We start from the raw sequence: 14,791 nt of genomic DNA on the forward strand, positions 1-14,791 counted from the left end.
TGCTGACGTGGAGACGTTCTGGTTCTGCGTGATCGCCCTGTTCTGGCTGGGCTTCCTCTTCCTGGAGGGTTTCGACTTCGGCGTCGGGATGCTGCTGCCGGTTCTGGGCAAGGACAACACCGAGCGCCGGGTCATGATCAACACGATCGGGCCGGTCTGGGACGGCAACGAGGTCTGGCTGATCGTCGCGGGCGCGGCCACGTTCGCCGCCTTCCCGCTCTGGTACGCGTCGCTGTTCAGCACCGCGTTCCTCGCGCTGCTGCTGTTCCTGGTGGCGCTCATCGGGCGCGGCGTGGCCTTCGAGTACCGGGGCAAGGTCGACAGCGAGCGGTGGCGGCGGAACTGGGACCGGGTGATCATCTCCACGTCCTGGGTCGCCTCGTTCGGCATCGGCTTCGTGCTCACCACCAACGTCCACGGCCTCCCGATCGACGAGATCGGCAACCGGGTCGGCGGCCCGTTCAGCTACCTCACCTGGCAGGGGATCGTCGGCGGCCTGGCCGTCTCCGGGTTCTCGCTGGTCCACGGCGCGCTGTTCACCGCGCTCAAGACCGAGGGCGAGATCCGGGAGCGGGCCCGCGCGCTGGTGCTCAAGATGGCCCCGGTCGCGCTGCTGCCGCTGGTGGTGACCCTGCTGGTGGTGCAGTTCGAGTTCGGCGGCGCCGCCACCTGGGGCGCCACCGTGGTGGTGCTGCTCGCGGCGGTCGGCTCGCTGGCCCGGCTGTGGGCGGGGCGCGAGGGGCAGGCGTTCGCGCTGATGGGCGTCGCGGTCGTGGCGACGGTGATCGCGCTGTTCGGGGCCATGTACCCGAACGTGCTGCCGTCCACGGTCGACCCGGCGTTCTCGCTGACGATCGAGAACGCGTCCTCCAGCTCGTACACCCTGACCGTCATGACCTGGGTCTCCGCGTTCGGCGCGCCCGCCGTGCTGGTCTACCAGGGCTGGACCTACTGGGTGTTCCGCAAGCGCATCGGCGTCAAGAGCATCCCCCCGGTGCACGTCCCGTCGTAGTCGCGGGCAGGGGTGGTCGCGCGGCGCCCGCGGCCACCCCCGCACGACCCCCGGCGCCGCCGGACTCCGGCCCCGCCTCGCGGCGCACGCGGCGGGGCCGGTTCTCCTCCCGGCCCGACCAGGGCCCCGCTCAGCCGGACCCGCGCTCCACCAGCAGCAGCGCCGTCTGCAACGACTTGCACCCGCGCCGCAGCGTCCGCAGCGTGTGCCGCAGCGGCGCGTACTTCTCCTCCAGCGGGCGGAAGCGGTCGAGCAGGTCCGAGACCGCCCGCTCGTCCGCCCACAGCGCCGCCACCTCGTCGGCCAGCCCCGCCGCGCCCGCGCGCCGCTCCGGGGCCAGCGCCCCGGCCACCGCGGCCTCGTAGTCCCGGCACCCGTCGCTGAACCGCTCCCCGAGCACCCGCAGCGCGGCGGCCACGCCCAGCGCCGTCCGCTGCGCCTCCACCGGCGGGCGCACCGAGGCCCGCTCGACGGCCACCAGCTCGTCCGACAGCGCCGCGCGCACCTCCGCCAGCAGCGCCCCCACCGCCCGGTGCCGCTCGCGGAACGCGCCCAGCAGCGGGTCCTCGTCGGCGGACGGCGCCGGGGGAGCGGTGGCCAGCACCCGCTCGGCCTCCTCCACCACGTCCACCAGGTCGCCCGCCAGCGCCAGCACCGCCCGCCGCCACACCGCCGACCCGCTGCCCTCCAGCATCGCCTCCCGCAGGTCCCGGTACTGGCGCTCGCTGATCACCCGCACCAGCGGGTCCTCGTGGTCGGGGGTGAGCATCCGGTGCCCGAGCAGCACGACCGGCAGCAGCAGCGACGGCACGCCCCGCCGGTCGGCCTCGCTGTGGAAGCGGTGCAGCTCCTTGCGGCAGTACGGGCGGTCGAAGTACAGGTTGGTGATCAGCGGCAGGAACACCGGCGCGCTGTCGATCGCCTGGTCGATGCCGCTGCGCCACTCCTGGCCCCACACCAGGTCGGTGCGGTCCACGAACACCTCGACGCGCCTGCCCCGGTCGGAGAAGGCGAACTGCTCCAGCGCGCGGGTGAACGGCTCGATGAAGCCGAGCACGTGGTCGTCGTCCTGCGCGTAGCTCAGGAAGACGCGGATGGGGGACTCCTCCGAGGGCGGCACACCGCAGGTTAGCCCGCAGGCCCCCCGGTCCTCCCGCACTTCTGCGCCTCGCCGGTGAGCACCGCGAGGGGCACGGGACCTTGGTCCTGCGCGGGCCGGGACCGTCGCCCCGCACACGCGGGCCCACCTCGGCATACCGTGGAACCGTGAGCTTCCCCGGTGACCTTCCCGCCAGGAAAAAGCCGGGGCGGGGCCCGCTCGGCGCGCTGCCGAAGCTGTCCGCTTCAGCGCGCCGGGCCCTGGTCCTGTGCGCCTTCCTCGCCGCCTGCACCGCCGTCGCGCTCGTGGCGCAGGCGGTCGCCCTCGGCACCGCGCTCGCCGACCTCGTCGCGGGCGGCTCGCCGCCGCTGTGGCCGATCGCGGCGACCGTCATCGCCCGCGCCCTGCTCGCCTGGGCCACCGAGTCCGCCGCCGCCCGCGCCGCCGCGGGCGCCAAGGAGGAGCTGCGCGCCGCCCTGCTCGACCGCTCGCTCGCCAACGGCCCGGAGTGGATCACCGCCCGCGGCCCGGCCGAGCTGACCGCGCTGGCCACCAAGGGGCTCGACGCGCTCGACGCCTACTTCACCCGCTACCTGCCCGCCCTGGTGACCACGGCCGTCGTGCCGCCCGCCGTGGGCCTGTGGATCCTGCTCAGCGACCCCACCTCCGCGGTGCTGATCGCCATCACCATCCCGCTGATCCCGGTGTTCGCCATCCTGATCGGCAAGTTCACCGAGCAGAAGGTCGCCGCGGTCGCGACCACCACCGAGAAGCTCTCCGCCCGGCTGCACGAGCTGGTCCGGGCCCTCCCGGTGCTCACCGCGTTCGGCCGCGCCCAGGCCCAGGCCGAGGCGGTCCGCCGCACCGGCGACGCCCACCGCAGGGCCACCATGGGCACGCTGCGCGTGGCGTTCCTGTCCGCGCTCGTGCTGGAGATCGCCGCGTCGCTGTCGGTCGCGCTCATCGCGGTCGGCATCGGCGTGCGCCTGGTCTACGGGGACATGAGCCTGGCGACCGGCCTGATCGTGCTGATCCTGGCCCCCGACTGCTACCTGCCGCTGCGCAACGCGGGAGCCGCCCACCACGCCAGCGAGGACGGCCTGGAGGCGGTCCGCCGGGTCGCCGAGGTCGTGGACTCCCCGCAGGCGCGGATCACCGTCCCCGAGGCGGGCGAGACCGGTGTGGAGGTGCGCGACCTGCGCGTCGAGCGGCGCGGCGGGTTCGCCCCCGACGGGCTCGACTTCACCGTCCGACCGGGTCAGGTGCACCACCTGGACGCCCCCAGCGGGCGCGGCAAGTCCACCACCATCGCCGCCCTCCTCGGCTTCCTCGCGCCCACCTCCGGCGAGGTCCGGGTGCGCGGCAGCGTCGCCTGGGTGCCGCAGCGGCCCGCGTTCGCCGCCCGCACCGTCGCCGAGGAGCTGGAGCTGACCACCGGGCGCGTCGACCACGGGGTGCTGCGGCGGGTCGCCGCCGAGCACCTGGTCGACCGGCCGGTCGCCGAGCTGTCCACCGGCGAGCGGCAGCGCGTCGCCGTGGCGCGGGCGCTGAGCACCGGCGCGGACGTGCTGCTGCTCGACGAGCCGACCGCCCACCTCGACCCGGCCACCGCCGCCAAGGTCATGGCCGCGATCACCGCCGCAGCCGAGGGCGGGGCCGCCGTCGTGCTCGCCACCCACCGGCTCGCCGAGGCCGCCGACACCGCCGACGGCGCCACCGCCGTGCGCGCCGCCGACCGCGAGCCCACCACCCCGCGCACCCCCCGCCCCACCCGCCTGCTGCTCGGCGGCGCCGCCATCGGCACGGCCGCGCTGCTCAGCGGCGTCGCCCTCACCGCCCTGTCGGCCTACCTGATCGCCAAGGCGTCCACCCAGCCGCCGATCCTCACCCTGTCCGTGATCACCGTGGGCGTGCGGGCGTGCGCGCTGGCCAAGGGCGTGCTGCGCTACCTGGAGCGGCTCGTCACGCACGACGCCGCGTTCCGGTTCGCCGACGCGCTGCGCATCGACATGTGGCGCAACCTGCGCCCCGGCCGGGCCGAGCTGACCCGGCTGGTGGACGACACCGACACGGTCCGCGACCTGGTGCCCAGGGTGCTCCAGCCGCCGCTCGCCGCCGCGGGGGTCGGCCTGGCCGCCGTGCTCCTGTTCACCGCCATCCAGCCGGTCGCCGGTCTCGCCCTCGCGGCGCTCCTGCTGGTCGGCGGGCTCGCCGCGCCACTGCTGGCCGCCGCGCTCGACCGCCGCGCCACCACCGCGCTGGCCAGGGGCCGCCGCCGGGTCTCCGAGGACGTGCTGACCCTGCTCACCGCCGCCCCCGACCTCATCGCGTTCCGCGCCGAGGGCCGCTACCGGGCCGGGCTCGCCGCCGTCGACGCCGAGCTGGCGCGGCAGACCCGCCGCCAGGCGTTCGGCGCGGGCGCGGCCACCGGCCTGATCACCCTCGCCACCGGCCTGGCCGCCGTCGTGTGCACCGCGCTCGCGGGCGACATCAACCCGCTGCTCGTCCCCGTGCTGGGCCTGGTCCCGCTCGCGCTGGTCGAGGCGCTGAGCGCGCTGCCCGCCGCCGCCCAGCACCGCACCGCGCTGCGCGAGGCCTACGGCCGCGTCACCGAGCGGCACCCTGAGGTGAGGCCCGCGACCGGACCCGCCAAGCTGGAGGACGTGGACGTCCGCTGGCCCGGTGCGGCCGAACCCGTGCTCCGGGACTTCACCCTGACCCCCGGCGCGGGCGAGCGGATCGCCGTCGTCGGCCCGTCCGGCGCGGGCAAGTCCACGCTGTTCGCGCTGCTCCTGGGCTTCCTGGAGCCCGAGCGCGGCCGGGTCACCCGCCCCGAGCGCGTCGCCTGGTGCCCGCAGGAGCCGATGCTGGTGTCCACCACGCTCAGGGAGAACCTCAAGCTCGGCGACGCGCACGCGGACGACGACCGGCTCCGCGAGGCCCTGGTCACCGCGGGGCTCCCGGAGTGGGCGGACCGGCTCGACACGATGATCGGCCCCACCCTGCTCTCCGGCGGCGAGGCCCAGCGGGTCGCGCTGGCCAGGGCGCTGCTGCACGACGCCGACCTGGTGCTGCTCGACGAGCCGACCGCGCACCTGGACCGCCCCGCGGCCGAGGCCCTGCTCGACCGGCTCGACGTGGCGCTGAAGGGGAGGACCGTGGTCCACATCACGCACCGGCCCGAGGAGACCAGGCACGCCGACCTGGTCCTGTCGATGCGGCCCGCCCGGTGACCGCCGTCGACCCGGCCCGCGTCCTGGCCGCCTCCACCGAGATCACCTCGCTGGCGCTGGAGGGCGACGACCCGGACGCGGTGCTGCCGCTGGTGGTCCGGCACGCCGCCGAGCTGGCGGGCGCCGACCTCGGCCTGTCGATGATCTCCGCCGACGACGGCACGCTGACCGTGGAGGCGTCCTCGGCCGGTCAGGAACCGGTCGGCGTCGTGGTGTCCAGCCGCTCCTCGGCCGCCCGCGCCGCCCGCACCGGCATCCCCGTGGTCGCCGCCGACCTGGTCAGCGACCCGAGGACCGCCCCGTTCGTGCCGAAGCCGCTGCGCGGCTACGGCCCGTTCGCGGTCGCCCCGTTCGGCACGAAGGAGCGGCGCATCGGCGCGCTCGCGGTGTACCGCAGGCGCGGCTCGACCCCGTTCAGCCCGGACACCGTCGACGTGCTCACCGCGTTCGCCGCGCACGCCGGGCTCGCCGTCGTGCTCGCCGAGGGCACCACGGCCCGCCAGCGCGTCGCCGTCTACCAGGAGCGCGAGCGCATCGCCCGCGACCTGCACGACGTGGTGATCCAGCGGCTGTTCGCGACCGGCGTGCAGCTGGACCTGCTGGACCGCAAGCTCAAGCTGGAGGGCCGCGAGGCCAAGCGGCTGGCCGACGCCGTGGACCAGCTCGACGAGACGATCGCCGAGGTGCGGGCCACCGTGCGCGCCCTGCGCGGCACCGTGCCGGAGCAGCTCGCGCACACCGACCTGGTCGACTCGGTGCGCTCCGAGGCCCGCACGGCGGGGGAGCTGCTGGGGTTCCGGCCGGACGTGCGCATCGTCGGCCACTTCCTGGACCTGGCGCCCGCGCTGGCCGACCAGGCGCGGGCCGCGCTGCGGGAGGCGCTGGCCAACGTGGTGCGGCACGCGGGCGCGGGCTGGGTGGGCGTCACCGTCGACAAGGACGCCGAGCGGCTCGCGCTGGAGGTCAGCGACGACGGGTGCGGGATTCCCGACGGGGTGGAGAAGCGCGGCCTGCGGCACCTGGAGGAGCGGGCGCTCGCGATGGGCGGCGGCTGCGAGATCAGCTCGTCGCCGTCGACCGGCACCACGATCCGCTGGCACGTGCCCCTCGCCTGACGGCGGGGCGCGCGGTGGTCGCGGCCCGGCGGTGGTGGCCCGGCGGTGGTGGCCCGATCGCGGACCGGCGAGCCCGCCTCGGCGGCTGCCCCCGCGGCGGCGACCCCGTCCCGGCGGCGCCCGCCCCCGTGACCGCGCCCCGTGACCGCGCCCCATGACCACGCCTCAGCGCCCCGCCCCCCGAATCGGATAACCGACCCCACCCCGCCCGTACCAGGCGCTCCTGCGGCCGACTGGACCCCGCTGCGGGGGCCGTCAGCCGCGTCGCCTCACCCGGCGGGGGCGGGCCGGTCGGGCTGACGGCCGGGGCCGACCGGAGTCGGTCACCGCCCCCGGCGGGCCACCCACGCGGCTGCCTGCGTCCGGCGCTCCATGCCGAGCTTCGACAGCACCGCCGTCACGTGGTTCTTCACCGTCTTCTCCGCCACGAACAGCCGCTCGGCGATCTGCCGGTTCGACAGGCCCTCGCCGATGAGCGACAGCACCCGCCGCTCCTGCTCGGTCAGCGTCGCCAGCTCGTCCGGCTCCTGCGGCTTGCGCATCCGCTCCAGCACGCGCGAGGTCGTCACCGGGTCCAGCAGCGACCGCCCGGCCGCCACCTCCCGCACCGCGTGCACGAGGTCCTGGCCCCGCACCTGCTTGAGCAGGTAGCCGGACGCCCCCGCCGTGATCGCCCCGACCAGCGCCTCGTCGTCCTCGAACGCCGTCAGCACCAGGCACCTCGGCCCGGCGGGCAGGTCCTGGAGCTTCCCGCACAGCTCGACACCGGTGCCGTCGGGCAGCCTCATGTCGACTACGGCTACGTCTGGCTTGCTCGCCTGCGCCCGCACGACCGCCTCCCGAACACCGCCGGCCTCGGCGACGACCTTCAGGTCGGCCTCGTCCTCCAGCAGTTCGCGGAGCCCCCTGCGGACCACCTCGTGGTCGTCGACCAGCAGTACCCGGATGGTCACGAATCAACCATAGGTCGGATGCCGGTACCCACTGCAGCCGGTGCTCGGGACAGTTCAGGGATGCTGGTTCGCGCGATCGAGGAAGCCGACCGGATCGTGGTCGGCCGTCTGGTGCTGGAGTTATGGGGGACGCACACCTCCGTGGCCCACGGACAGGTGTTCTTCCCGGCCAGTCTGCCCGGATTCCTGGTGGAGCAGCAAGACCAGGTTCTCGGCCTGCTCACCTACACGACCAACGACAACCTGCTGGAGATCGTGACCATCGACGCCCTGCGGCGCGGCCGGGGGGTCGGCACCGCACTGCTGGAGGCGGTGGTGCACCGGGCGCGGCAGCTCGGGTGCAACCGGATCAGGCTCACGACCACCAACGACAACCTGGACGCGCTGCGGTTCTACCAGCGGCGCGGCTTCCGGCTCACGTCGCTGCGCTCGGACGCGGTGCGCGAGTCGCGCCGGGTGAAGCCGGAGATCCCGTCGGTCGGCGACTACGGGATCCCCATCGTCGACGAGCTGGACCTGGAGCGCTGGGTGGCGCCGCGCTGACCCGGTCCGCCGGGTTGTCCACAGGCTGTGGGCAAGTTCTCCACAGACCTGTGGACAACTCCTAGCGCCTGGGGATCGGGCTGAACACCTCGTCCCAGGCAGCCGCGACCTGACGTGCGCAGGTCCACGGCGACACTCCGTCGACTCCGGTTCCCAGTCCCGGCATGGCGATCGTGCGCACGACGTCGCGCAGGGGCCTGCCGTCGTCGAGCCGCCCGGTCTGCCACAGCCGGAGCACCGCGCGCGCCGCGAGGTACGGGTGCACGCTGTCGTCCGGCAAGCGCTCGCCCAGCACGCGCCTGGTCGGCGCGCTGACGAGCCACTCGGGCTGGGGCTCGCCGGTCGGCACGGTCAGCGCCTCCCCGACCGGGAGCTCGCCCCCGTGCAGCGCCAGCACCGCCCGCCGCACCTGGTCCTCCACGTGGGGGAAGGCCCGCGCGTACAACTCGTCCACGCCGGTCCGCAACCAGCCGGACGAGTTCCCGAAGCTGACCACGGCCTCGGCGACGATGTCCAGCACCGAACCGCGGTGCACCACCACCCCTGTTCGGCCGTCGGCCACACCGGCCCAGGCCCTCGTGAGCGGTTCATCTACGGCGCACAGCACCAGACGGGGAACTACAACCGGAGCGTTGATCTCACCCTCCGTATCGGCGGCCACGTGGACAAGCATTCCAGGAGAGATGCGCTGTGCGGAACAGGGGCGGGCACCCGCCGCGCGGGTGATCCTCGCCTCAACGGCGATCACCATGTGTGCTGCTCGTATGGTTGCGCCCGTGCCACGCATCGCCTACTTCGGCCCCAGGGGAACCTTCACCGAGCAGGCCGCGCGCGGCTTCGGCGCGGACCTGGACCCCCGCGAGACCATTCCAGCAGCCCTGGGAGCCGCCCGCACGGGTGATGCCGAACTCGCCTGCGTGCCGGTGGAGAACTCCGTCGAGGGCGCCGTCCCCGCCACCATGGACGCGCTCGCCGAGGGCACCCCCCTGGTCGTCGTCGCCGAGACCGTGCTCGCGGTCAGGTTCAGCCTGCTGGTCCGTCCGGGTGGTGGACCGGTCCGCACCGTCGCCAGCCACCCGCACGCGCTCGCCCAGGTGCGCTACTGGCTCGCCGCGAACCTGCCCGACGCCGTCGCGGTGGCCGCGACCTCCACGGCGGCGGCGGCCGTCGCGGTGCAGCGCGGCGAGCACGACGCGGCGGTGACCGCGCCCGTGGCGGCCGAGCACTACCCGCTGGAGGTCGCGGCCACCGACCTCGCGGACGTGCGCGACGCCAAGACCAGGTTCCTGCTGCTGCGCAAGCCCGGCCCGCTGCCCGAGCCCACCGGCTCCGACCGCACCTCGGTCGTGGTGACCGCGCCGGACCGGGTGGGCGTGCTGTCGGACGTGCTGCTCGAACTCGCGCTGCGCGGCGTCAACCTGACCCGGATCGAGTCCCGGCCCACCAAGGGCCCGCTCGGGGAGTACCGGTTCTACATCGACTTCGACGGCCACGTCGCCGAGCCGAGGGTGGGGGACGCGCTGGCCGCGCTGCGCAGGCACTGCCCGGAGACCCGGTTCCTCGGCTCCTACCCGAAGGCCGTGCGCGAGGACGTGGTGGCGCAGAACGCGGATTTCGTGGCCGCGGCCGAGTGGGTCGCGACGATCAGGGAGGGCAGGGGCGCGTGAGGTTGTTGCTGGTCAGGCACGGTGAGACGGCGTCGAACGTGGCGATGGCGCTGGACAGCCTGCCACCGGGCCCGCCGCTCACCGAGGCCGGTCGGGCCCAGGCGGAGGCGCTGGCGCGGGACCTGGCGGACGTGCCGGTCACCGCCGTGCACGCGAGCGTCGCGGTGCGCGCCCAGCAGACGGCGGCCCCGGTCGCGGCGGCGCACGGCCTGGAGGTCCAGGTCGTGGACGGCGTGCAGGAGATCTTCTGCGGCGAGCTGGAGGGCCGCAGCGACCGCGAGGCGTACGGGACCTTCATGAGCACCGTGCGCTCGTGGGCCGACGGCGACCTGGACGTGCCGCTGCCCGGCGGCGAGTCCGGAAGGCAGGTCCTCGACCGGTACCTGGCGGCGGTGGAGGAGGTCACCGCCGGGCGCGCGGAGGACGACGTGGTGGTGCTGGTCAGCCACGGCGCCTCGCTGCGCATGGCGGCGCTGGCACTGGCGACCAACGTGACCCCGGCCCTGGTCGCGGCGGGGCTGCTGCCCAACACCGGGCGGGTGGAGCTGGAGCGGGCCGGCGACGGGTGGGTCTGCACCTCGTGGACCGGCGTGGACGTGGCCGGCTGAACCGGCGGTCGGGCCCGCCCCTCGTCGGGCCCGACCGGGAGGTCACCGCAGCCTGCGGGTGGCCACCCACCAGCCGGCCGCCAGCAGAGCCGCCGCGAGGGCCAGGAAAATCCCCAGCTCCACGAACTGGAACGGCCAGAAGCGCGAGTCGGGGTGGTAGCCGACGAGGACCCTGCCGAACACCTCGCCGTCCACCAGGTCGTCGTAGCGCCGGTAGTCCACCGGCCAGATCTGTCCCGGCGCCTGCTCCTCCGGAACCACCAGCGGCGGGGCGTAGTACCGGCGCAGCCCCAGCAGCGACACCAGCGCCAGCGGCGCGTGCAGCAGCAGCGCGCCCACCGCCGCGAGCAGCGCGTTCCCCCGCAGCAGGCCCAGCAGGGCCGCCGTCGCGAACACCACCAGGGCGTAGCCGACCGGAACGACGCCCTGGGCCTGGAAGAGCGGGCTGATCAGCGGCGACGTGCCCGCCGACGGGGCCGCGCCCCCGACGACCCAGCGCGCGACCAGCCCCGTCACCAGCGCGCACAGCGCCAGCGGCACCCCGGTGACCAGCAGCTTCGTCGCCCACCACCGGTCGGGGGACACGGACTGGGTGAGGGTGAGCGCGTGCGTGCCCCGCTCGACGTCCGGCGCGAACACCGCCGCCCCGGCGAACGCCCCCAGCAGCAGCGGCCCGCCGAGCAGCGGCAGCGTCAGGAGGTCGTAGGAGGTGTGCCCGACCACCCCCGCCTCGCCCCACCGCGTCAGCCCCAGCGCCAGCGCCGCGAACGCGGTGAACCCCAGGGCGCCCAGCACGTGCGCCCGCTGCTGCCGCCACGCCAACCAGATCACGCCGCCACCGCCCGCGACGTGCGCAGGTAGCCCAGCGCGAGGTCCTCCAGCGACGGCCGCGCGCAGGTCCAGCCCGGCACGTCCCCCGTCCTGGCCAGCACCGTCCGCTGCCTGCCCACCGCGCTCGACTCCACCACCCCGTCCGGCGCCGGGAGGTCGGCTGGCCCGACCAGCACCCGGTGCGCGTCCAGCAGCTCGTCCACCGGCCCCTCCAGCGGCACCCGGCCGTCGGCGAGCAGGACCAGGTGGTCGCACGCGCTCTCCAGCTCGGACAGGACGTGCGAGGACATCAGCACCGACATCCCGGTGTCGGCGACCTCGCCCAGCAGCGCCCCCATGACCTCCCGGCGCGCCAGCGGGTCGAGTTCGGCGAGCGGCTCGTCCAGCAGCAGCAGTTCGGGCCGCCTGCCCAGGGCCAGCGCCAGCGCCACGCGGGTGCGCTGGCCGCCGGAGAGCCGGTCGACCCTCGCGTCCAGCGGCACGCCCGCGCTCTCGACCAGCCGCAGCGCGTGCTCCGCGTCCCAGCCGGGGTTCAGCTCGGCACCCGCGCGCAGCACCTCGGCGGTGGTGAACCCCCGGTACAGCGGCTTGGTCTGGCCGAGGTACCCGACCCTCGGGTGCGCCCCCGACCGGCCGGGCCGCTCGCCCAGCACCAGCAGCTCCCCGCTGTCCGGCCGCAGCAGGCCGACGGCCAGGCGCATGAGCGTGCTCTTGCCCGCCCCGTTCGGCCCGACCAGCGCCGCGAACCCACCGCGCGGCAACCGGAACGCGCAGTCGCGCAGTCCGCCGCCCCGCCGGTGGCGCAGCGTCAGCGCCGACGCCTCCAGCACGTGCTCCACTTCGCTCCCCCTAGTCACTCGTCACCCCGGTACACCTCGTCGAGCCGCGCCTGGACGAGCGCCTCGACGTGCTCCCGGTCCAACCCGGCCACGCGTGCGCGGGCGACCCAGTCGGCCAGCTCGGCGCGCAGCGCCCCGTCGTCCGGCCCGGCCAGCGAGGCGGAGACGAACGTCCCGAGCCCGCGCCGCGCCTCGACCAGCCCGTCGCGCTCCAGCTCGCGGTAGGCCTTCAGGACGGTGTTGGGGTTGATCGCGGTGGCCTCGACGACCTCCCGCGCGGTGGGCAGCCGGTCACCGGGCCGCAGCAGTCCCAGGCGCAGCGCGTGCCGGGCCTGGTTGACGATCTGCTGGTAGGTGGCCACCCCGGAACGGCGGTCGATCCGGAACTCGATCACCTCAACACCCTTTCACTACTTAATTAGTGAAAGCATGGTGCACCGAGGGGAGGGTGGTGGTCAAGGGGGTGGCCGGAGCGGGGCGCCGGCCGGTGGGGGAGTCGTGCAGCGCGGTGCCGGTGGCGCGCGGGTCACCGATCGTGGTCCGGCGGCTGTCCGGGCCGGTGCCGCGCTGACGCGGTCGATGAACGCGGTCAGCTCCTCCACCGCGCCGTTCCCGTCGCACCACCGCCCGTGGGTTTGCCGTCAGAACACCGCCGTCAGATCGCCGCCGCTCCTCGCGCCTCCAGCGCGGCCAGTGCCTCGGTCAGGGTGGCCACGGTCCGGCGGGCGGCCTCCTCGGTCAGCACCAGGTCCACGGTCCGGTCCACGGTCAGCTCGACCTCGCCCGCGGCCGTGGCGCACTCGATCGTCGCGCCGTCCTCGACCTTGATGTACGTGGACATGTGGGTTCCGCCTGTGAGGATCACGGGTTTCGGCCTTCCGCTCGGGGAGTTCGGGGCCGGTGGGACCGCGGGCGCGAGGTCCCGGAGGACTCGCTGCGCTTCGTCGGAGACGCGATCCCACCGACGCGAAGCACGTTATCGGCGCACGTGCACTTAGTCATGCTCCCGATCGAGTGATATCGGAATGATCGAATGCCCCATAGAGTTGCGCCCCATGGCGAACACGCAGACCAGGCGCCGCCGAAAGCTGGGCCTCTACCTGCAGGAACTGCGGAAGAAGGCGGGTCGCACGCCGGACGACGTCGCCGAGCTGCTCGGCATCTCGCGGCCCACCGTCAACCGGACCGAGAGCGGGCACACGAGGTGTCGCCGGGCCGAGTTGCAGGCCGTGCTCGGGTACTACGGGGCCTCCGAGGACGAGCGCGCCAAGGCCGTCCTGCTCTGGGAGGACGCCAAGGACGACGCGACCAAGATCCGCTTTCCGGCCCGCAGTTCGAGCGCCTTCCGCAACTTCCTCCAAGCGGAGGCCGAGGCCACGGCGGTCGACTCGCTGGAACCCCACCTCGTCTTCGGCCAGTTGCAGACCGCCGACTACGCCCGCGCCCTCCAGCACCCGGCCGCCTCCCCCTACCTGGAAGAAGCCGTCGAGGCCGAGGAGTACGTGAAAGCCCGCCTGGAGCGCCAGCGGCTCCTGAGCGGCGACAACCCGATCCGGGTCCGCGCCTTCATGGACGAATCGGTGCTCAGCCGCGAGATCGGCGGCGTCCCCGTCCTCCTCGGGCAGCTCCGGCACCTGCTCGAACTCGGCGAGCGCGACAACATCGCCATCCACGTCGTGCCGCTCAGCGCGGGCGCCTACGGGGCCATGTCCGGCGGCGTGACCGTCCTGGACTTCGGCGACCCGGAAGACCCGCCCGTCGTCTTCCTGGATCACGCGGGCGGTGGCGTGTGGGTGGAGGATGAAGAGGCAGTGGGGCGCTATGTCCACATGATGAATGAGCTGGAGTCGATCGCGTTGTCGGAGAGCGCGACGGCCGAGCTGATCCGAACCAAGATTGAGGTACTTGAGAGGCGATGAACACCTGGCGGAAGAGCAGCAGGTCGGGTGCCGGGGCGAGCAACTGCGTTGAGGTCGCGCACGACCGGGGCTCCGCCCTGTTCCGCGACAGCAAGGCCCCCGAGTCCGGCCGGTTGACGTTCACCACCGACGAGTTCCAGCGGTTCCGCACCGCCGCCGCCGAGGGGCGGTTCGACCGCTGAGCGTTCGGGGCCGGGTCCCGTGCCCGGCCCCGAACGTCGCGGGGCCGACCTCAGTCCCGCTCGATCGTGACCTTCTCGATCACCACGTCGTCCACCGGCCGGTCCTGCGGCCCGGTCTCGGTGAGCGAGATCCGGTCCACGACGCCGCGCGACGCGCTGTCCGCGACCTCGCCGAAGATCGTGTGCTTGAAGTTCAGCCACGACGTCGCGTTGACCGTCACGAAGAACTGCGACCCGTTCGTGCCCGGCCCGGCGTTGGCCATGGCCAGCAGGTAGGGCTTGTTGAACGACAGGTCCGGGTGGAACTCGTCCTCGAACGTGTAGCCGGGGCCACCCGTCCCGGTGCCCAGCGGGTCGCCGCCCTGGATCATGAAGCCGGAGATGACGCGGTGGAACACCGTGCCGTCGTACAGCGGCGCTGTTGTCCTCTCACCGGTCCTCGGGTCCGCGTACTCGCGCCTGCCCTCGGCCAGCTCCACGAAGTTCGCCACCGTCTGCGGGGCGTGCTGGGGGAACAGCTTGATCCGGATGTCCCCCGCCGAGGTGCGCAGAGTGGCGAACACGTCGCGGCCGGTGATCACGTTGTTGCTTTCCGTCATCGCGTCATCGTGTCACCACCGCCGGGGCACCCGACCGCACCACCCCCCTGATCTTCCACCCGAACGGGAATGGCGAAGGCGCTCCGCCCGGTCGGGACGTTCTGTGAGAGCGCTCCCGCGAACGCCCGAAGTGTTCCGCCGCCCAGGGGCTGGCGCTGTCCGGCGGACAACGGCCAGGTTCGGAAGCGACC

Annotated in this window: 16 protein-coding genes; 8 read left to right on the plus strand and 8 right to left on the minus strand. The window is 74.2% G+C overall.

All coding sequences use genetic code 11. The features are described 5' to 3' along the window. Window positions 1–7 precede the first annotated feature (7 nt). Window positions 8–1,012, plus strand: coding sequence for a cytochrome d ubiquinol oxidase subunit II (cydB, locus tag CNX65_RS00470; RefSeq protein WP_096490994.1), 1,005 nt, complete (start codon window positions 8–10; stop codon window positions 1,010–1,012). Between the two features lie 130 nt (window positions 1,013–1,142). Here cydB and CNX65_RS00475 read toward each other — a convergent pair whose 3' ends face one another. Continuing rightward, a complete protein-coding gene (locus CNX65_RS00475; RefSeq protein WP_177154573.1) occupies window positions 1,143–2,132 on the minus strand; it encodes a toll/interleukin-1 receptor domain-containing protein in 990 nt (329 codons plus the stop codon). Window positions 2,133–2,278: 146 nt separating this feature from the next. Between CNX65_RS00475 and cydD the strand changes: the two genes are divergently transcribed. Then, window positions 2,279–5,344, plus strand: coding sequence for a thiol reductant ABC exporter subunit CydD (cydD, locus tag CNX65_RS37655; RefSeq protein ID WP_096490996.1), 3,066 nt, complete (start codon window positions 2,279–2,281; stop codon window positions 5,342–5,344). Next, window positions 5,341–6,459: a GAF domain-containing sensor histidine kinase gene (locus CNX65_RS00485; RefSeq protein ID WP_096490997.1), complete on the plus strand. Its 1,119-nt coding sequence runs from the start codon at window positions 5,341–5,343 to the stop codon at window positions 6,457–6,459. The genes cydD and CNX65_RS00485 overlap by 4 nt, the downstream gene beginning before the upstream one ends. 323 nt (window positions 6,460–6,782) lie before the next feature. On the opposite strand, the gene CNX65_RS00490 is transcribed toward CNX65_RS00485, so the two are convergent. Beyond that, a complete protein-coding gene (locus CNX65_RS00490) occupies window positions 6,783–7,412 on the minus strand; it encodes a response regulator (protein ID WP_177154574.1) in 630 nt (209 codons plus the stop codon). A 60-nt stretch (window positions 7,413–7,472) separates the two neighbouring features. On the opposite strand from CNX65_RS00490, the gene CNX65_RS00495 reads away from it, so the two are divergent. Further along, entirely contained in the window at window positions 7,473–7,955 is a 483-nt protein-coding gene (locus tag CNX65_RS00495) for a GNAT family N-acetyltransferase (RefSeq protein WP_012782735.1), read from the plus strand. Window positions 7,956–8,016: 61 nt separating this feature from the next. Here CNX65_RS00495 and CNX65_RS00500 read toward each other — a convergent pair whose 3' ends face one another. Beyond that, entirely contained in the window at window positions 8,017–8,628 is a 612-nt protein-coding gene (locus tag CNX65_RS00500) for a macro domain-containing protein (protein WP_218181952.1), read from the minus strand. Window positions 8,629–8,731: 103 nt separating this feature from the next. Here CNX65_RS00500 and pheA point away from each other — a divergent pair, with 103 nt between their 5' ends. Then, window positions 8,732–9,622: a prephenate dehydratase gene (pheA, locus tag CNX65_RS00505; RefSeq protein WP_177154575.1), complete on the plus strand. Its 891-nt coding sequence runs from the start codon at window positions 8,732–8,734 to the stop codon at window positions 9,620–9,622. Continuing rightward, window positions 9,619–10,230, plus strand: coding sequence for a histidine phosphatase family protein (locus CNX65_RS00510; RefSeq protein ID WP_096491000.1), 612 nt, complete (start codon window positions 9,619–9,621; stop codon window positions 10,228–10,230). Before pheA ends, CNX65_RS00510 begins: the two co-directional genes overlap by 4 nt. Before the next feature lie 42 nt (window positions 10,231–10,272). Here the strand turns inward: CNX65_RS00510 and CNX65_RS00515 are convergent, their stop codons facing one another. The 4 genes from CNX65_RS00515 to CNX65_RS00530 all read right to left on the minus strand — a co-directional run bounded on the left by CNX65_RS00515 (window position 10,273) and on the right by CNX65_RS00530 (window position 12,741). Then, entirely contained in the window at window positions 10,273–11,061 is a 789-nt protein-coding gene (locus tag CNX65_RS00515; protein ID WP_096491001.1) for a hypothetical protein, read from the minus strand. Next, complete coding sequence (locus CNX65_RS00520) at window positions 11,058–11,918, minus strand: ATP-binding cassette domain-containing protein (RefSeq protein ID WP_232519653.1); 861 nt, start codon at window positions 11,916–11,918, stop codon at window positions 11,058–11,060. The genes CNX65_RS00515 and CNX65_RS00520 overlap by 4 nt, the downstream gene beginning before the upstream one ends. Further along, complete coding sequence (locus CNX65_RS00525; protein WP_096491003.1) at window positions 11,915–12,295, minus strand: GntR family transcriptional regulator; 381 nt, start codon at window positions 12,293–12,295, stop codon at window positions 11,915–11,917. Before CNX65_RS00525 ends, CNX65_RS00520 begins: the two co-directional genes overlap by 4 nt. Before the next feature lie 260 nt (window positions 12,296–12,555). Further along, window positions 12,556–12,741: a hypothetical protein gene (locus tag CNX65_RS00530; RefSeq protein WP_096491004.1), complete on the minus strand. Its 186-nt coding sequence runs from the start codon at window positions 12,739–12,741 to the stop codon at window positions 12,556–12,558. 214 nt (window positions 12,742–12,955) lie between these two features. Between CNX65_RS00530 and CNX65_RS00535 the strand changes: the two genes are divergently transcribed. Beyond that, the gene (locus CNX65_RS00535; RefSeq protein WP_177154576.1) at window positions 12,956–13,819 is read left to right on the plus strand and encodes a helix-turn-helix domain-containing protein; all 864 of its coding nucleotides are present in this window, start codon (window positions 12,956–12,958) and stop codon (window positions 13,817–13,819) included. Then, complete coding sequence (locus CNX65_RS00540) at window positions 13,816–14,001, plus strand: DUF397 domain-containing protein (RefSeq protein WP_096491006.1); 186 nt, start codon at window positions 13,816–13,818, stop codon at window positions 13,999–14,001. The genes CNX65_RS00535 and CNX65_RS00540 overlap by 4 nt, the downstream gene beginning before the upstream one ends. Before the next feature lie 50 nt (window positions 14,002–14,051). Here CNX65_RS00540 and CNX65_RS00545 read toward each other — a convergent pair whose 3' ends face one another. Beyond that, the gene (locus tag CNX65_RS00545) at window positions 14,052–14,600 is read right to left on the minus strand and encodes a peptidylprolyl isomerase (RefSeq protein ID WP_096491007.1); all 549 of its coding nucleotides are present in this window, start codon (window positions 14,598–14,600) and stop codon (window positions 14,052–14,054) included. Between the last annotated feature and the right edge of the window lie 191 nt (window positions 14,601–14,791).

The sequence above is a fragment of the Actinosynnema pretiosum genome (genome assembly GCF_002354875.1).
Lineage (GTDB): Bacteria > Actinomycetota > Actinomycetes > Mycobacteriales > Pseudonocardiaceae > Actinosynnema > Actinosynnema auranticum.